We start from the raw sequence: 18,302 nt of genomic DNA, 5'->3' as shown, positions 1-18,302 counted from the left end.
ATAAAATTAATATTATAAAACTAATAATTAATTTTATTTATTTTTTAGGTTTTATAATCTTGATAGGAATTATATATTATCTTACTTTAATGAGATCTATTTCAGTGGCAGAGACAGGAGCAGTTTTAACTGCTGTTACCACTATGTATAATCGTATGGATCAATTGTTTAATTCTCAGATTGCAGGTGTTTCTGAAAGCTATAACAGTCTTTATAATCTTAATAAAATATTGGATTATAAGAACATCACTGGTAGTGAAAAGATTAGTGAAAGTGAAGAAAATCTTGAAATATCAATTAAAAATATAAATTTCAAATATCCTAATTCTGAAAAATGTGTCCTAAATAATATTTCTATAGAGATAAAGCCTAAAGAAATAATTGCAATAGTCGGAGAAAATGGCTGTGGAAAGACTACATTAACTAAAGTTATCACAGGACTTTATGAACCTTCTGAGGGAGAAATTTTTTATAATGGAAAGTCTTTTAGAGAGCTGTATATGAGGTCTATTTATAAAAAGATTGCCGTAGTATTTCAAAGCTTTAAGCAGTATCCAGTAACTCTTAAGGAAAATATTACCTTAGGGTTTATTGAAAAAGTGGATAATTATAAGGTGGAAAAAGAACTTAGAAGAGTTAATCTTAGTGATATTAAGGAACATTTAAATAATGGCATAGATACTTTGCTTTCAAAAGAATTTGGAGGAACGGATTTGTCAATTGGGCAATGGCAAAGGATAGCCATTGCAAGGGCTAATTATAAGGATGCTTCATTGATTGTGTTTGATGAACCTACAGCTTCGCTGGATCCATTGCAAGAAATGGATATAATGAGAAGTTTTATTGAAACTACAAAAAATAAAACTAGAATACTTGTAACTCATAGGATTGGAGCAGCAAGACTTGCTGACAGAATTATTACTATGAAAGATGGCAAAATTATTGAAGTAGGTACACATGATGAACTTATTGACATAGAGGGAGAATATGCCTACTTATATAACAGTCAGAAACAATGGTACAATAATTAGCTGAAGATTATGGTTTTTATAAAATATGAAATGTTATAACTTAGTGTATTTAAATGTAAAAAATTAATTAGACTTAGGTAAAACTTTATTTTCTTGTGACAAATCTAAAAGAAAATAAAAAATATTAGGGGTTAATTCTTGTAATTAAATATATTTTAAGTATAATATTTATTTCCTAGTAACAAAAATCTTAATAATTATATAAAAATTTTGTTAAACGAAAGAAAGGAATATACATTATGTTTACACATTTTTATAAATTACAATAAATCGTATAGAATGCTTACTTTTCAATCTGGAGGTCGGGGGTTCGACTCCCTCTGGGCGCACCAGTACATATTTTTTTGGGCAAAACGTAGGGCACCTTGGCCTCACAAGAACTGTAAATCTTGTGGGGCAATTTTCTTTTTGCAATAAAATGTTGAGAATTTTCAATTGTTAAATTTTAATTATTAAGCAGTTATAGATTTTCACCAAACACATCTTTTATACAAATCTTACTACATTCATGAGTTATTTTAAGTTTTATCAAAATTAGATATATGCGAAATATTCAAAAGTATGGAGAAAACATTAGAAATACATATATAATTTATTCTAATGATGTTTTAAAATATTGTTAAGCAAATAACTCCATTTGAGTTATTTAATACTATATTATATAATTATTAATGTAATATTAATAATTAATATTAACTATATAAAAAAGAAAAATGAAACTTGTAAAAAGATAAATATATACATAATATATGCAAGAAATAATTACATAGCTAAATATATCATATATATTTTTTAATTATTTAATAATGTGATTTAATAAATAAGGGGGAAGTATAATGTTAAGTGGTAAGGCAAAGTTTAGTACAATAAAAAAATTATTTCAATTATTCTTTTTATAGTAGGAGGAATATGTTTATTTTCAGGTATATTAATTACAACTGAAAGTTTAATACAAGTGGTAGATATTACGAATATATTTATAGTAAAAATAGTAGGTCTTTATGCTATTTCTATAGCGTGTATGGTGCTTGGAATCTCCATGTCATATAAGGGAAAGTGGAATCAAGTTTTGGGGATAGAATGTATGATAATAGGTATATTTCTAGTCATGGCAGGTATATCACTTATAATAGCTATGCATATCAATAAAATAAGTAATTATGAAGGTTTTGCAGCATATTTTACTTCAATTGGTTTATGTGTTTTAATTTTAGGTTTATGTTTTATAGGAAATCAAAAGAAAATTGATTTTGAAATTAACAGAAATAAGATAGTAAAGAAAAATTCGCATTAATAATAAAACTTTAATAATTAAAATAGAGGTGATAAATGTGGACAATAAAAAAAGATATAAAATGCAATTTATGTTGTTTGTATTATTTGAGGCAATAGTACTTCCTTTAATAATATATTTTCTTAATTCAAATGAAGTTAAAGGATTTGAATATGGCTATACAATATTTATGGAAATTATTATGGCATATTTAACTTGTTATATTATAGAAACAAGAATAACTTTAAATACATTAAGACAGATGGATAATTTAAAATGCATAGGTAAGAACCCATTAGATACTAGAGGATTCAAAATTTTTTATGGAATTCTAATTATATTTATATTAGCAATGTATTCTTATTCCATAATTACAGGAGATGCAGAATTCATAAGATCAGCTTGGATAATGATAGTTCCATTAAATAATCTGTCTTTGTCCACTAATAATTTTTATATAGGAGACAAATTTATTGTAAGTGGAGATAGAATTGTATTAAGAGAGGATATTATGTACATAAAAACAAGAGATATAGTTAAAAAAGGAAGATTAAAATATAAAGTTTTAAGTATTAGATTAAAAAATGATAAATTAATAGAAATAAGAAGAAGTCCTGAAATAATTGCAGAAATTCAAAAGGATATATATTAATAATTCAACTTTCGCAGATGAAAAATAGCCGCTACGGGAAATGATATCTTGCTTAAAAACCTTTCACTTCAGTAACAAGTTCTAAGCTTTACTCATATTGAAAAAAGATTTTTTAATTAATATTCCGTAGGAATCAGTAATTAAAAAATAACTTTTTTCAAATTCGTAAAGCTAAGAACTTGTAAACTTTGTTCAAATGTTTTTTACGCAAGATATCATTTCCCTTCGCTAAGCAGTATTTTTTCACTTTGAAAATTGAGTTAATAATGAATAACTAATATATAAGTAAAGATTATAAAGGGAGTGATTATTTATGAAAAAGAATATTGAATGCTTGAGATGTAAAACATAAATATTGGTAGTTCATAAAATTAAAAGTACAAAGATTAAAGAACAAAGAACAAATAAGGAGTTTTTTTGAGAAAAACTTTCATTATTTATACTTTGTTCTTTTTAATTTCTACTTTATCTATTACTTGGGTGTATGAACATTTGAGTCCAATAATACACTCCATTTTTATTTTTTGCCACTCCAACGCCTATTTCGCTATAAGAAGAACTTAAAATATTTGATCTGTGTCCAGGTGAATTCATCCAAGAATTCATAACAGCTTTAGGAGTAGGTTGACCATAAGCTATATTTTCACCAGCAGCTGAAGCTTTAATTCCAAAAGATTCTATCATTTTAAAAGGTGAACCATATGTTGGAGAAGTGTGTGAAAAATATCCTTTATCAGCCATATCTTTAGATTTATATCTTGCTATTCTTGAAAGCTGCCAATTTTGTTTAAGTGCAGGAACTCCTGCTTTTTGTCTTTCAACATTAACAAGTCTAATGACTTCATTTTCAATTGCTTTAATGTCATTGATATTAGGAATAGTCAATTTTTGTCCAGGATAAATAAGAGACGGAGTTTTAATTTGAGGATTTGCTTGTATAATTTCGCTTAACCCAATTTGATATTTAACAGCAATTTTCCACATGCTATCCCCAGATTTAACAGTATAAGTTATAGATTGTGCAGAAACTTTAATTGGAAAAAATATTAAAAACGAACTTATCATTATTGTTGTAAAAAATTTTTTCATAAGTATCACCTACCTAATTTTATATAATATTGCACATTAAATTAACTAATACTATTAATATTGTCTTAATTGTGTGTTATTTTTATTCAAGAAACAGAAATTAGTTAAAAATTCCTTTTTATAATAGGATTAAATATAATTTTAGTAAATGTTTTCAAAAAGTAGAAGGGATTGCAATCATAATATAGAATAAGTGATTAGGGGAGTATTAGAATGAATAAAAATTATATAAAGAGTTATCATAAAAAGGGTGATAAGTAGTGGGAAAAGTTATATATGCAAAATTTGAAAATTCAAAAAAAGAAAAGAAAAAAAGATATAGCAAATGTTTAATATACACTAAAATGATAAAAGATATAATTTTAACACTAACTAATAGAAGTATGCATTGTAAAGATAGCAAAAAGTATATTCAGGATAATTATGAGTACATTAAAGAATTAAGTTATATAGTGAATAGATATTTTAAGAAAAACCTTAAATATTTATACAGAAATGAAGCTACAAAAAAATTCCCAGCTGAACTTTTAACATATGGAGTAACAAATTTTCAAGAAGCAGAAAAATATTTATTTTGTGCAGCCAAATTTTTTCTAAAAATAGATACATCTTTACAAAGATGGAATGAGGAGTATAGTAAAAAATATAAATTAGTATTTTTTACTATATGGATAAGTGTTTTGATTGGTATAACAATTGGTATATCATCTTTAAGTGGATTCAAGTATAATTTAGCTGTTATTATAGATTTTTTAGTTTTATTTTCAGGAATTATATGTATTAATTTTTATTTAGCTTATGATGAGCTTAGAATACTTTCTGATAGTAAGATGAAAAAATATATACAAAAATTAAAAAAAGAATTTTGCCAAAAATCAAGTAATATACAAGTAAAATCACATAATTTCACATAATTTTGTGATAATTATTCTAAATTCTTTTATTATAATCAAATTAGCATATTTGATTATACAAAAAAATAAAAGAATAGGGAGATGAAAATTATGATGAATTGGAAAAAATTTATTTTACCATCAATTCTTGCTGTATCAATCATGGTGCCAAGTGTAGTATATGCGGTAGGAGATTCAACAAACGATAATGTTCAAAAAAATAATTTAGTATTTAGTCAAAATGAGAAAAAAAATAATGGTAATAGGAAAAAAATTAAAAGAGATAAAATTGAAAGATTTGAGAAGCGTATAGAAAATCTTGATGAAGTTATGAAAAATGCGGATTCTGTAGTACCAGGAATTAAATCTCAATGGGATACAGTTGCTAATGAGAGAAAAAATTTATTAACACAGTTGAAAGAATTGAAACTGTACAATAAAGAAAATAGACAACAAGAAAAAGAAGAATATAAAGGAAAAATAAATAAAGATTTAAGTGACGTAAAAGAGAAAGTAAAAAATGGGGAAATGACAAAAGATGAGGCAAAAGAATATATTCATAAGAAAAAACAAGAAATGAAAGATCAATTTAAAAGCCAAAAAGATCAATATAAGAGTAAGAGAGCAGAAAAGATTGAAGCTAATAAATCTAAAATAGAAGAAATGAGGTTAACGTGGAAGTCTTTTAAAGAAGCAGTAGAAGCTAAAGATGCAGCAAAAGTTAAAAGTACATTTAATACTATTTTAGAAAAAAGTAAAGAGAAAAATAATAACTTGAAAGAAAAAATAGAAATTATAAAATCAAAACAAGAGTTATAAAAGATCAACAATGGATATTTAATAGTTAAAAATAGATATTGTTATTTATATTAACATAAAATTGTAAAGTTTAAATATAATTAATCAAGTTGCAAATAACTATCCTAAAATATAAATTAAATTTAAACACCTTAAAAGATGGAGAGCAGTGTAGGATTACTACTGTTCTCTATCTTTTATGATATAATTTACATTTCCAATTTTAGAATTTTTAAAGGAAATAGAAAAAAAGGTTAAAAATCAAAAAAGTGAAACCGAAAGATACGTTGATGTAGTAGGAGGAAAAAAAATTTTTTGTGAAATTTGCAAGTTTAATTTAAAGGGCAAACAAGCATTTATATTTTCATATATGGGAGATACTTATAGAAATAGTTTAGTTATAACTTTGTTTAAAAAATTAATATTAATTATGATTTTGGCAGTCATTATAAGTTTAATTGTGGCTGTATGCTGTGCTAAATATTTAACAAAATCTCTTGTCAAACTTCAGGGAAAAGTGAAGAAAATTGGAGAAAATACAGAAGAAGATTAAAGAAAATCTTTTCAAGGCATTTTCTAAAGGAAAAAAAGGAAATTTTGGACTTGGAATGTATATTGTAAAGTGTATTGTAGACTTTCATAAGGGTAATATTGAAGTATGTAATGAAGATGAGGGAGTTTCGTTTTACATAAAAATAAATAAAACAAATTTTTAGATATTAGAATTACTTTATAAAGGGAAAGGTTTCGGAGCAATATATTATTCCTTGCAGCGATTATTTTCATTTCTGAAAGTTATATTTATAATTAAAAGATGACAGAATACAGTAAACAGTAAAGGATTCTTATCTGTTAGTTGTACTCTGTCATATATATTTATATTATATCAACAGGTAGTAGCTTAATTATTTTTTTAAGTATTTAACAGCTTTTACTACAGGCAAACCAATTACTATAGCTGCTCCAGCTGATACGAATCCGTTTAAAAGATATCCTATAAAAATCCCATTACCAACAGCTCTAGTGTATCCAAAAGCTTTTATAAATGCATCAAAGTAAAGAATATACATCATACCTAAAACACCTATTGTATTTGTGAATGATCCAACAGCTATAGATAGTATTGAATCCATATAATCTAACACAGTATGCTTACCTTTAGATGATTTTGATTTATTTATTTTAAATGGTAGTTTGCTTAATACTTTGTAAGTATAATAAGGTGTAATTCCTATCAAAATTCTTGGTACTATTGCTACAAGTGGGTTTAAGAATATAAAACTAACAGGTGTGGGTGTTTTTATAGCTTGAAACATACTTGTTAACCCAAATATTAAACCTAAGAAGGCGCCAACAACAGGACCCTCAAGTAATGAACCAATTATTACAGGAACATGCATTATAGTCGTATGAACAGGTGGTATAGGTATGTAACCTAACCCTGTTACTCCTAATACAATAGATATTGCAGAAAGCATTCCAATAATAGTGATTTGTTTTGTAGAAATTTTTCTTTTACTTAAAATTTTCTCGCTCATTTTATAATTCCTCCATTCTTATTCCAATAGGATATAATTTGGAAATTTTGTTATAAAGTTTATTAGGATAAGAGTATGATTTTGAATAAAATACCATCTCTTTCTAACCCATATTTAGTATAGCAGGTTTTAATGTAAAATCAATAGAAAATTGTTAAAAATTTAATAAAGTAAATAAAAAAATGTCTTGATATTTTCATAAATAAGATATAGAATATGTTCTTGTGCATAAGAGAAAACGTTTTTTAAATAAATACTAACTTTAAATTATTAAGTAGTGGAGGGGAATAAAATGAGCGCATATTTACAAATGAGTAAATCAGAAATAATGAAAAGATGTATAATGATAATTTTGGGAAGTGTTATTACAGCTATAGGGATAAATTTATTTATAATTCCTTGTAATTTATTGAGTGGAGGATTATCAGGATTTTGTCTTATACTACAATACTTAACAGGAATTCCTGTAGGATATTCTACTCTTTTACTTAATATTCCATTATTTTTATTAAGTGTGTTAAAGATAGATAAGAAATTTACTACGTTTACTTTAGTAGGAACTTTAGCATTTTCAGGTGCACTTATTGGAACACAATTTTTAACTAAAGTATTAGTTCCTGTAGTTCCAGCTAATGAATTATTATATTGTATATATGGTGGAATATTAAATGGAATTGGCCTTGGCATTGTGTTCACTAATTATGGATCTACAGGTGGAATGGATATAATAAGTATGTATATAAAGAAAAAATATAATATGGATATAGGAAGTTCAGCATTTGTAATTAATTTTATAATAGTAGCTATTGGTTCTATATTATTTAACTTTAAAGTTGGATTATATACTTTGATTGTAATGTATTTAGCATCTTTCTGTATGGACAAGGTTATCAAAGGATTTAATAGACAAAAGATGCTTTTAATAATAACAGACAAACAACAAGAAGTTTCACATTATGTGATGAATGAATTAAAGAGAGGAATAACAGTTTTATATGGTGAAGGTGCATATACAAAAGATAAAAGAAATGTCATGTATTGTATAGTATCACTTGGACAGTTACCAAAGGTTAAACAGATTATTAAGTCTATTGATAACAATGCATTTATTTCTATTGTTGATACTGCAGAAGTGCAAGGAAAAGGATTTGAAAGTCCATTAGCATAAATAGAATTCTAAGCTTCAGTAGGAGTTTTTACTTCATTGAAGCTTAGAATTTCTTATTATTAAATAAATTATAAAGTTTTTCAAAGAGTTTGTTGGTTTAAAGTTAAATAAATTCATTAAATAATGAGTTTGAGTAAAATTAATTGTACCATATGAATTTATAATTTCCGCATTATGTGTCAGAAAACTTTACAATTTCAACAAAATATGATATTTTGTGTATAAATATATGGATTATTTTTAGTGAGAGGGGGCAAGTTATGAATTTTTTTAAGTCTATAGAAACAGGAAAAATTAAAATACAGGAATTTGGAGTGTGGGGATCAGTAGGAGTTTTCTTAGTGATTTTTATACTTCTCAATATAATTTCAATTCCAGGAGTTATAATAAGTGTGATTTTAGAACATTCAAATAAAAGTATAGTTCCTATTGTAAATCTTATAGCAGAGATAATTACCTATTTGTTAGTTGCTGTGATTGTGATAAATTGGGTTAAGGTGAAAGAAGAATCACTAGAAAATGAAGAGAATATAAAAGAAGGAAGAAAATTTACTAAAATCAAATTTAAATATTTAGGTATTGTAATACTAATGGTAATGGGATACGGATTGATATATGATAATAGTTTAGAGCATTTAGTTTCGCAAGTAGGGCTAAATCCAGTTGTGAAGCAGCATTTTGAAGAGTTATCTAAAACACCAATTATAATGTTCATTTCAGTTGCAGTAGTAGCACCTATATTTGAAGAAACATTTTTTAGAGGAATTATATTAAATGGACTTTCAAAAAAAGTACATCCAGTATTAGCTGTTATAATTTCTGCATTATTTTTTGCTATTATGCATGGAAATGTGATTCAAGGTGTAAATACTTTTTTACTTGGTTCACTTATTGGAATAATTTTTATAAAGACTAGATCTTTGTATTTATGCATGTTTGCACATTTTATTAACAATACTTTAAGAATTATAACTAGTGGAATACTACAACAAACTACTACGTTGGGGAAATTTAGTATAATTAGTATTATACCTATTGTTATAGGATTAGTAATGTTAGTATTAGCATATAAATTATATAAGAAAAATAAAAATGAACTTTGTGGAATATCTGAGGATAAAATGTACGAAGAAATTGCTGGTTAAAAAATATTGTAATACAGTATAAAGGTATGATTAAAAGCCTGTGAGTAAATGTGTATCTACTCATAGGCTTTATAAATTTATTTCAAAGTTTTAAAATTATATTTTTCTTGTTTTAGATATTCAATTACACCAGGTAAAGCTTGTACGGTTGTTTTTTTAGTGGCAGCATCATGCATCAATATAACAACATGCTTTTTATTTGCAGTAGTTTTTTTTAAGTTATTTATTAATTTTAAAGGAGGAATATTCTGTCCTTCTGCATCACCAGTTAAAGCATTCCAATCTACATAAGAATAATCTTCTTGTTTTAATTTGTTTTTAAATATATTTTTGTCTTTTCCAAAAGATCCGCCAGGAAATCGTACTAGTTTAGGTACATAGTGTTCTCCAACAACATTTTTTATGGTTTCACTAGTTTTATTTATTTCATTTACGAATGAATTAATATTGCTGTATATTTTATGATAGTCATGACTATATGAATGATTTCCAAGAGCATGTCCTTCATTTACAATTCTTTTTAATATATCTTTATTTTGTTCTACTAAGTTACCTAAAACAAAAAAAGTAGCCTTTACATTATATTTTTTTAAAACATTAAGTATTTCAGGAGTAACATTAGGAGTAGGTCCATCATCAAAGGTTAAAAATGCTAGTTTACTATTAGCCAATGTATAAGCTTTAGAAGCATCTATACTATAATTTTTATATTTTCTATTATATTTGTTTAATTCAATATTTTTTTTCTTATGTTTTACAATATTAGTAACATTAGAAGCTGTTTTTTGTGCTTTATATACTCCTTGTGTACTTTGACTTTTATTTATTAGCATATTTTTACCAGTAAAAATTATTACTATTAAAAAAAATAAACAAAAAACATTAATTAATTTTTTTGGTTTATTAGTTCTTTTTCTACGACCTTTTCTTCGATTAGTACTATTATTAAAAATACAACTCATTTTTAAGCCCCCTGTTATTATTTCCCATAGCGACTATTTTTATCTGTGAAAGTTAAATGAAGAGTAAATGAAGTTAATAGTATAACTAACATATTTTTTATTTTATATAGTCTACATGTATTATAATACAAATATAGAAATAAATAAATCAAAAACTAATATTATGTAAATAAATGTATTAAAGATGAATAGTATTCGTATAATATTAACAATCTTGCAATAATAACATCATTAATATTACAACTAGGCAGAGGATAAATAATATATTATATAGAATAATAAAATATATTGTTTGTAACAGTATTATTTTGTATATAGCTGTATAACAGTAATTTTTAATGTAAAGTGTTGAGGATATATAATTTAAAGAAAGGGGAAATAGTTATGATAAAACATGTTGTAATGTGGCAACTTTGTGAAACTGAAGAGCATAATAAGCAAGAAAATGCTAAAAAAATGAAAGAACTTTTGGAAGGGTTAAAAGATAAGATAGAAGATATAAAGGCCATAAAAGTTGGAATAAATGATGAGAATGCACCACAATCAAATTTTGATGTTATTTTAGAGGTTCAAGTGGAAGATTTTGAAGCATTAAACAGATATGCAAAAAATCCATTACATTTAGAGGTAGTTGATTTTATAAAGGCTGTATCTAAACAAAGAGTAGCCGTAGACTATAGAAAATAGACACTTTTGAGCAGAAGGATATTATGTAGCACAGTAGGATTGAATGAAGCAATAATAGCTAAATTATGATCAAGTAATGGATAGAATAACAACAAAAGAATTAGAGGATTTTTTCAAGGGTAAGGCTAAGTAATCAGTCCACAAAGCCTTGAACAAAAATTATTAACTCAACTTTCGCAGATGAAAAATAGCCGCTGCGGGAAATGATATCTTGCTTAGAAACATTTCACTTCACAAAGTAATTCTAAGGTCTAAAAATTGTGCTGATAATAAGTATCTAGAGCCTGTGAAGTAAATATCTATATAGTGTTAGGAATCGTGTTACTTCAGTAACAAGTTCTAAGTCTTACTCATATTCAAAAGAAGATTTTCTTATAAATATTCCAAAGGAATTGATTATCAGAAAATAACTCTTTTGAAATTCGTAAGACTAAGAACTTGTAGACTTTGTTCCAATGATATCCTATACACTATATAGATATTTACCACAGGCAAAAGGTTTTATTTTATAATATAAAAATGTTGTCTAATATACTGTGAATTTTTAGACCAAGAATTACTAGTTGTTTGTTCAAATGTTTCTTACGCAATATATCATTTCCATTCGCTAAGCAGTGTTTTTTTACTGCGAAAGTTGAGTTATTAATTATTCATTTAACTTTTGCAGTACAAAAACAAGATATCATTTCACGCAGCGATCATTTTCATCTGCAAAAGTTGAGTTGATTCTTAATTATTATTAAAATTCTCTTGAGGAATAAATTTTTTGAGAGAGTTTTAGTGACAGAAATAAAATAATTAGAATTATCCCAGCAAAGACTAAACTAATTTGGTGAAAAGATAAGTTAATTAGCCACTGAACAAAATCTGTAGAGTAGTATTTTTTTAATATTTTACTTGCCATGGCAGGTAAAATAATTATTAACATATAAATTAAATTATTTAATAATTTTAATTTGTGTCCACCAAATTTAAAATATACTGGATAATAGATAGAAAAAAATAATGCTGTAATGTTAAAGGTTATGATGATATCCCATAAATTAGCAGTTCGTGCAGTTGCTTTTACACCTAGCAAAACGGCAGCATTTGTAAAAAAAACAATGAGAAAACCACTTAGTATAATGAAAAAAATTAAGCTTAAATATTTACTTGATACAATAGTTTTTCTATCTAAAGGAAAACTATTTAAAATAATTTCACTATTATTTTTATCGTCATACCCATTTGTATACAATACGGATATATATGAAAACATCATCATTGCAAAAATATATAAAATTCCTGGAGATTTTCCAAATGTAATTCCTGCAATTGAAATAAAAATTGAATATATAAATAAGAAAATATTTACTTTTGTTGAAAGCATAAAATCTTTCATTATTAGATTAAACATATTTTCACATCCTTTATGAACTAATATCTTTTGCATCGTAAAGTGTCATAGATATTACAACTGAAATTATAACTATAGAGGACACAATTAATGCTAAAATAATTTGATTTGAGGTTAATGCATTTATATAGGTAATTATTTTTGTAGACAAGCCATCAGTGTTATTTGGTGAAAAGATATTGTATAAACTACTAACTAAGGCAACATAAAGAAAAATGAAAAAAAATTTAGCTTTTCTATATCCAAATTTAAAGCACAATGGAAATATTAAAGAACTCATTAAAAAAGTAATAATAATCATTTTCTTTATCATATCTATTTGTATTACATCAATAGAACTAATACCTAAAGTATTGGTAATTAACAATACTAATGCAGAAAATATAACAGATAATATAATACTAATACAAATACTTAAATATTTTGATATAACTACTTGATGCCTAGTTACAGGAAGAGAGTTAATAATAGTATCTGTTTTGTATTTTTCATCATATACAAAAGACATAATTGGTGTAAAATATGCTAATGTAAATATAATAATTAAGTATGTTCCTTTTGGATTAGTATCTCCCATAGTAAATGTTATAAAAAAAACATAAAAAATATAAAAACATATATTCCATTTAATAAGAGTACATCTTAAGTCTTTCATTATTAAAGAAATCATCCTGCTACCCCCTTACTGTATAAACCATAATATCTTCTAAAGTAGGTTTTTCGATAAGTATATTATTTTTAAAAATTTTCTTAACTTGTTGAATATTATTAGTAAGAGCTTCAAAGCCAAATGAATTTTTTCTTATGCTAACGAATTGTTTTTTATTTTCTTCATTTAAAAGCTCTAAACCACCTTTTATAATTCTGTAATTTTCCAATATATCGTCTTTAGGTTGAGAGAAAACTATATTTCCTTTGTTTATAAAAGTAATATAATCTGCAATTTTATCTAAATCTGTAGTAATGTGTGTGGAAAAGAATATACTTTTGTTTTCATCTTGAATAAGTGAATAAAGGATATCTAGAATTTCACTTCTAAAAACAGGATCAAGTCCTGAAGTTGGTTCATCCATAATAATTAAATCTGCATTATGTGAAAGTGCAACTGCTAATGAAAATTTCATTTTCATACCTTTTGAAAGTTGTTTTATTTTTTTCTTTGGATTTAAATTAAATTCTTTAAGATAATGTTTAAACATATTGTCATCCCAATTTTTATAAAATGGAGCTATTATTTTTTTATTATTTTCTATGCTTAATTCTCCATAATAATAATTTTCATCATATACGAAACCAATTCTATTTTTTATTTCCTTTTCATTTTTAACATTGTCAAGTCCAAAAAGTTTAATCTCACCACTGTTTTTTCTTATTAAATTCATAATAAGTTTTATAGTAGTACTTTTTCCTGCACCGTTTGGTCCTATAAATCCCATAATATAACCTTTTTTTAAGTTAAAACTAATATTGTTTAATGTAAAAGTATCATATTCTTTTCTTAAATTTTTTACTTCTAGAATATTTTCCATTTCTAAACCTCCTAATAATTAAGTACTATTCCTCGAATAATATTTTTAACATTTGTATAACTTCGTCAATGTTTAATCCTAATAATTTACTTTCATAGACTACTTCAGACAGTTTATCTTCGATAATTTTTAACTTTTGTTCTTTTAATAATTCTTTATTTTGAGGAGCTACAAAAGAACCTTTTCCTCTTACAGTTTCTATAAATCCTTCACGTTCTAGTTCTTCATAAGCACGTTTGGTTGTTATTACACTTATATGTAATTCTTTCGCTAAGTTCCTTATTGATGGAAGCGTATCTCCTTCATTTAATTCATTTTTTAATATTGAAGCTTTTATTTGCTCTAAAATTTGCTCGTAAATTGGTTGTCCGGACGAGTTAGAAATAAGAATTTTCATTTTTATACTCCTTTGTTTTAATTTTATACGCCGTATATACTGTTTATATATTATATATACAGTATATACGGTAATATATTATCTTGTCAATAATAAATTCAACTTCTGCAATAAAAAAATACTGTCTAGCGAAGGGAAATGATATATTGCGTAAGAAACATTTGAACTTGTTACTGAAGTGAATGGTTTCTGAGCAAGATATTATTTCCCGCAGCGGCTATTTTTCACTTGTGAAAGTTGAATAATAAATATTTAAAATTAGTTTTCTATATATGTAAAAAACTAATTTTATATCTTGTAAATTATGATACTTATTTAGTAAAATTAGGAAGAAGGGTTTCTATATATAAATATATTGAAATAAGTTAGTGTGTGGTATTGCATACTAGATATATAAGGGAGGAACTTAAAATGTATGGGATGATTGCAACTTGGCATATGGCTGTTGAAGGCATTACAAAAGGAAGAAAAATTTTAAAAGATAGGGGATGTGCAGCTGATGCAATTGAAACTGCAATTAAGGAAGTAGAAGATTTTGAATTTTATAAATCTGTAGGTTATGGTGGTTTACCTAACGAAGAAATGGAAGTAGAATTAGATGCTGGGTATATGGATGGTACTACATTTGATATGGGAGCAGTTGGTGCAATTAAAGATTTTGCTAATCCTATTAGTATTGCAAGACGTTTAAGTAAGGAGAAAGTAAATAATTTATTAGTGGGTGAAGGAGCAGAAAAATTTGCTCATAAGGAAGGCTTTCAGCGTAAAAATATGTTAACAGAGCGTGCTAAAATTCATTATTACAACCGTGTTAAAGAAATAAAAGAACAGGAGATTAAACCTTATAGTGGACATGATACTGTAGGTATGGTATGTATTGATGAAAATAGTAATATGATTGCAGCAACTTCAACCAGTGGTTTATTTATGAAGAAGAAAGGAAGAGTTGGGGATTCCCCTATTTGCGGCTCAGGATTTTACGTAGATTCTAAAGTAGGTGGAGCAAGTGCTACAGGACTTGGAGAAGATTTAATGAAGGGATGTATTTCTTATGAAATCGTTTATTTGATGAAGGAAGGTCATCATCCTCAAGAAGCTTGCGAAATAGCCGTAAATAAATTAGATGAAGAACTTAAAGAAAGAAGAGGTATGGTAGGAGATTTGTCAGTAATTGCCATGAATAACAAGGGTGAATGGGGAGCAGCTACAAACATTGAAGGTTTTTCATTTGTAGTTACTACTGAAAATCAAGAGCCAATTGTATATTTAACTAAAAATGTAAATGGCAAATGTATTCACGAAAGGGCTAGTAAAGAGTGGCTAGATAACTATATAAAGATAATAACTACACCATTAGCTAGAGAAGGGGGCAAAATTAAAAAGTGATAAATAAAATAATAGAAGTATGCTGCGGAAGTTTCTATGATTGCATGGAAGCTTATAAGGGAAAAGCAGATAGAGTTGAATTAAATAGTGCTTTATATATGGGAGGATTAACTCCTAGTATTGCAAGTCTTGTTTTGACAAAAAAGAATACTGATTTAAAGGTTATTTGTATGGCAAGACCAAGAGGGGCTGGTTTTTGCTATAACAAAGAGGAATATGAAACACTGTTGTTAGATGTAAAGTGTATGTTGGAACACGGTGCTGATGGAATAGCATTTGGACTTTTAGATGATGACGGTAATATCAATATTTCACAAACAAAAGAAGTGATTGATATTATTAAGTCCTATGGAAAAGAAAAAGAAGCTGTATTTCATAGAGCTTTTGATTGTGTTAATGATCCTTACGAAGCAATTGAAACTTTAATAAAGCTTGGTGCAGACCGAATTCTAACTAGTGGTTTAGAAGCAAAAGCTGTTGAAGGAATGGAATTATTAAAGGATTTACAAGAAAAATATGGAGATAAAATTCAAATTCTAGCAGGCAGTGGAATGAATTTTAAGAATGCTAAAAAGTTTATGGAGTATACAGGTATTACTCAAATCCATAGTTCTTGTAAGAAATGGCTGCAAGATAAAACTACTACTAAAAATCATGTTAGCTATGCCTATAGTGATGATGACTATGCATATGAAGTGGTGGATTCTAATCTAGTTAAAGAATTAGTGAAAATCGTTCATGAGTTTTTTTAAAAGTACGAAGAAAAAAGACAGTTGAAAGTTGGATTACTAACTACTCAACTTTCGGAGTAATAAAATACTGTCTAGCGAAGGAAAATGATATATTGCGACAGTTGAGTTAATTATTTGTATTTTGTAATTAAAAAGGGAGAGAGATAATATAAATATAGAGTAAAAAGTATAAAGTATAAAGAACAAATAAAGTTGAATAAGATAATAAATGGGGTGTGGTTAGAATGAAAAAAATACCTTATGGAATATCTAATTTTGAAAGAGTAATAAAAGAAAATTATATTTATATAGATAAAACAAAATATATAGAAATGTTGGAGGAATATCCACCATATCAATTTTTTGTAAGGCCTATTAAGTTTGGTAAAAGTTTATTTATATCAATGCTTGAAAATTATTATGATATAAACAAGGAAGATAAATTTGAAGAAATATTTGAAAGGCAGTATATAGGAGAAAATCATACAAATAATAAAAATAAATATTTAATTTTAAAACTTAACTTTTCAGGAATTTCTGTGAGAACATCTAAGGAACAATTTATTCAACAATTTAATTATGAAGTAAAACATAAAGTTTCAGCATTTATTAATAAATACAAAAGCATTTTAAGAATTAGTGGTATGCCACAACATATAAAGAATTCCGTTGAAGCAATAAAATACATTTCAACTTTAGCAAGTCAAGTGCACAAAAAAATATTTCTTTTAATAGATGATTATGATAGTTTTACAAATGATTTAATAATATTTGATACAAAATTATATAGAGAGTTACTTCGTAATGGAGGTGTTGTGCGCTGTTTTTATGAAGTTTTAAAAGATAGTGCAGGTGAGAGTATAGATAGAATATTTGTTACAGGGACAGCTCCAATAATGTTAGATGAACTTAACAGTAGTATGAATATATTAGCTAATCTTACTTTAGAAGAAAAATTAAATGACATGATGGGTTTTAATGAAGAAGAGATGAAGGAAATAGTATATGAACTTGAACTTGGTGAAGAAGTAGATGAAAATAATATTTTAGAGGATATGAACTTATATTATAATGGATATAAGTTTAGTAAAGAATGTGAAAATGAAATATATAATCCTAATATAATTTTATATTTTTTACAGAAAATAAAGATAAATAATAAGTATCCGGATATTATTGATAATAATTTAAAGATGGATTATAGTAAGGTAAAAGAAATAGCTATTAATTTTAAGGATAAAACATTGATGAAAAACATTATGACAGATAAAGGTATTTGTGAAGAAGTTAAGGAAAGATTTAATATTGATAATATTTATAAAGAAAAGAAAAACTTTATTTCTCTATTGTTTTACCTTGGAATGCTTACAATAAAAAGTAATTCTGAAGATGAAGTGAAGTTAGGTATACCTAATGAGGTTATAAAATCTATCTATTGGGATTATCTATATGAAGGAATAAAACAAAAGGTAAATACACCAAAAAGTCAATTGAAAAATGATTTGTTTCAAGGAGATATAAATGACGAAATAAGTAATTTTAATAAATATTTAAAAGGTATTATGAATAATTTTTCAAGTAAAGATTTAAAAAATATATAAAACATAAGATAACATAAAATTGGAGG

20 protein-coding genes are annotated in these 18,302 nt (G+C 25.9%); 13 read left to right on the top strand and 7 right to left on the bottom strand.

Annotated features, from left to right (window positions below):
- Window positions 1–89: 89 nt before the first annotated feature.
- The 3 genes from ACFIJ5_RS14860 to ACFIJ5_RS14850 all read left to right on the top strand — a co-directional run bounded on the left by ACFIJ5_RS14860 (window position 90) and on the right by ACFIJ5_RS14850 (window position 2,956).
- On the top strand, window positions 90–1,031 hold the full coding sequence (locus ACFIJ5_RS14860) for an ATP-binding cassette domain-containing protein (RefSeq protein ID WP_379808415.1): 942 nt from the start codon (window positions 90–92) through the stop codon (window positions 1,029–1,031).
- A 955-nt stretch (window positions 1,032–1,986) separates the two neighbouring features.
- A complete protein-coding gene (locus ACFIJ5_RS14855; RefSeq protein ID WP_379808413.1) occupies window positions 1,987–2,325 on the top strand; it encodes a hypothetical protein in 339 nt (112 codons plus the stop codon).
- Window positions 2,326–2,362: 37 nt separating this feature from the next.
- Complete coding sequence (locus tag ACFIJ5_RS14850) at window positions 2,363–2,956, top strand: hypothetical protein (RefSeq protein ID WP_379808411.1); 594 nt, start codon at window positions 2,363–2,365, stop codon at window positions 2,954–2,956.
- 465 nt (window positions 2,957–3,421) lie between these two features.
- On the opposite strand, the gene safA is transcribed toward ACFIJ5_RS14850, so the two are convergent.
- Window positions 3,422–4,045 (bottom strand): SafA/ExsA family spore coat assembly protein, encoded by a 624-nt coding sequence (safA, locus tag ACFIJ5_RS14845; protein ID WP_379808409.1) that lies wholly within the window; start codon window positions 4,043–4,045, stop codon window positions 3,422–3,424.
- A 260-nt stretch (window positions 4,046–4,305) separates the two neighbouring features.
- On the opposite strand from safA, the gene ACFIJ5_RS14840 reads away from it, so the two are divergent.
- The 4 genes from ACFIJ5_RS14840 to ACFIJ5_RS14825 all read left to right on the top strand — a co-directional run bounded on the left by ACFIJ5_RS14840 (window position 4,306) and on the right by ACFIJ5_RS14825 (window position 6,452).
- On the top strand, window positions 4,306–4,959 hold the full coding sequence (locus ACFIJ5_RS14840) for a hypothetical protein (protein ID WP_379808407.1): 654 nt from the start codon (window positions 4,306–4,308) through the stop codon (window positions 4,957–4,959).
- A 90-nt stretch (window positions 4,960–5,049) separates the two neighbouring features.
- The gene (locus ACFIJ5_RS14835; RefSeq protein WP_379808405.1) at window positions 5,050–5,757 is read left to right on the top strand and encodes a hypothetical protein; all 708 of its coding nucleotides are present in this window, start codon (window positions 5,050–5,052) and stop codon (window positions 5,755–5,757) included.
- Window positions 5,758–6,106: 349 nt separating this feature from the next.
- On the top strand, window positions 6,107–6,289 hold the full coding sequence (locus tag ACFIJ5_RS14830; RefSeq protein ID WP_379808403.1) for a hypothetical protein: 183 nt from the start codon (window positions 6,107–6,109) through the stop codon (window positions 6,287–6,289).
- Window positions 6,264–6,452 carry an ATP-binding protein gene (locus ACFIJ5_RS14825; RefSeq protein ID WP_379808401.1) on the top strand — a complete coding sequence of 63 codons (189 nt, stop codon included), beginning with the start codon at window positions 6,264–6,266 and terminating at the stop codon, window positions 6,450–6,452. The genes ACFIJ5_RS14830 and ACFIJ5_RS14825 overlap by 26 nt, the downstream gene beginning before the upstream one ends.
- Before the next feature lie 189 nt (window positions 6,453–6,641).
- Here the strand turns inward: ACFIJ5_RS14825 and ACFIJ5_RS14820 are convergent, their stop codons facing one another.
- Window positions 6,642–7,274: an ECF transporter S component gene (locus ACFIJ5_RS14820; protein ID WP_379808399.1), complete on the bottom strand. Its 633-nt coding sequence runs from the start codon at window positions 7,272–7,274 to the stop codon at window positions 6,642–6,644.
- Window positions 7,275–7,566: 292 nt separating this feature from the next.
- Here ACFIJ5_RS14820 and ACFIJ5_RS14815 point away from each other — a divergent pair, with 292 nt between their 5' ends.
- Both ACFIJ5_RS14815 and ACFIJ5_RS14810 read left to right on the top strand, forming a co-directional pair.
- Window positions 7,567–8,442: a YitT family protein gene (locus ACFIJ5_RS14815; RefSeq protein WP_379808397.1), complete on the top strand. Its 876-nt coding sequence runs from the start codon at window positions 7,567–7,569 to the stop codon at window positions 8,440–8,442.
- Window positions 8,443–8,702: 260 nt separating this feature from the next.
- Entirely contained in the window at window positions 8,703–9,587 is an 885-nt protein-coding gene (locus ACFIJ5_RS14810) for a CPBP family intramembrane glutamic endopeptidase (protein ID WP_379808395.1), read from the top strand.
- Between the two features lie 77 nt (window positions 9,588–9,664).
- On the opposite strand, the gene ACFIJ5_RS14805 is transcribed toward ACFIJ5_RS14810, so the two are convergent.
- Window positions 9,665–10,549 (bottom strand): polysaccharide deacetylase family protein, encoded by an 885-nt coding sequence (locus ACFIJ5_RS14805; RefSeq protein ID WP_379808393.1) that lies wholly within the window; start codon window positions 10,547–10,549, stop codon window positions 9,665–9,667.
- Window positions 10,550–10,933: 384 nt separating this feature from the next.
- On the opposite strand from ACFIJ5_RS14805, the gene ACFIJ5_RS14800 reads away from it, so the two are divergent.
- The gene (locus tag ACFIJ5_RS14800) at window positions 10,934–11,236 is read left to right on the top strand and encodes a Dabb family protein (protein ID WP_379808391.1); all 303 of its coding nucleotides are present in this window, start codon (window positions 10,934–10,936) and stop codon (window positions 11,234–11,236) included.
- Between the two features lie 739 nt (window positions 11,237–11,975).
- On the opposite strand, the gene ACFIJ5_RS14795 is transcribed toward ACFIJ5_RS14800, so the two are convergent.
- The 4 genes from ACFIJ5_RS14795 to ACFIJ5_RS14780 are packed head-to-tail and all read right to left on the bottom strand — an operon-like array spanning window position 11,976 to window position 14,558.
- Complete coding sequence (locus ACFIJ5_RS14795) at window positions 11,976–12,617, bottom strand: ABC-2 transporter permease (protein WP_379808389.1); 642 nt, start codon at window positions 12,615–12,617, stop codon at window positions 11,976–11,978.
- A 28-nt stretch (window positions 12,618–12,645) separates the two neighbouring features.
- Window positions 12,646–13,302: an ABC-2 transporter permease gene (locus ACFIJ5_RS14790; protein ID WP_379808387.1), complete on the bottom strand. Its 657-nt coding sequence runs from the start codon at window positions 13,300–13,302 to the stop codon at window positions 12,646–12,648.
- A 4-nt stretch (window positions 13,303–13,306) separates the two neighbouring features.
- Window positions 13,307–14,161, bottom strand: a complete 855-nt coding sequence (locus tag ACFIJ5_RS14785; protein ID WP_379808385.1) for an ABC transporter ATP-binding protein — start codon at window positions 14,159–14,161, stop codon at window positions 13,307–13,309.
- 25 nt (window positions 14,162–14,186) lie between these two features.
- Window positions 14,187–14,558: a GntR family transcriptional regulator gene (locus ACFIJ5_RS14780; protein WP_379808383.1), complete on the bottom strand. Its 372-nt coding sequence runs from the start codon at window positions 14,556–14,558 to the stop codon at window positions 14,187–14,189.
- A 411-nt stretch (window positions 14,559–14,969) separates the two neighbouring features.
- Here ACFIJ5_RS14780 and ACFIJ5_RS14775 point away from each other — a divergent pair, with 411 nt between their 5' ends.
- The 3 genes from ACFIJ5_RS14775 (at window position 14,970) to ACFIJ5_RS14765 (ending at window position 18,276) form a co-directional block, all read left to right on the top strand.
- Window positions 14,970–15,944, top strand: coding sequence for a N(4)-(beta-N-acetylglucosaminyl)-L-asparaginase (locus ACFIJ5_RS14775; protein WP_379808381.1), 975 nt, complete (start codon window positions 14,970–14,972; stop codon window positions 15,942–15,944).
- On the top strand, window positions 15,944–16,696 hold the full coding sequence (locus ACFIJ5_RS14770; RefSeq protein ID WP_459253877.1) for a copper homeostasis protein CutC: 753 nt from the start codon (window positions 15,944–15,946) through the stop codon (window positions 16,694–16,696). The genes ACFIJ5_RS14775 and ACFIJ5_RS14770 overlap by 1 nt, the downstream gene beginning before the upstream one ends.
- A gap of 224 nt (window positions 16,697–16,920) precedes the next feature.
- A complete protein-coding gene (locus tag ACFIJ5_RS14765; protein ID WP_379808377.1) occupies window positions 16,921–18,276 on the top strand; it encodes an AAA family ATPase in 1,356 nt (451 codons plus the stop codon).
- The last annotated feature ends 26 nt before the right edge of the window (window positions 18,277–18,302 follow it).

The organism is Haloimpatiens myeolchijeotgali, assembly GCF_042688525.2.
In the GTDB taxonomy this organism is placed as follows: domain Bacteria; phylum Bacillota; class Clostridia; order Clostridiales; family Clostridiaceae; genus Haloimpatiens.
This window is presented reverse-complemented; position numbering and strand designations above follow the sequence as displayed.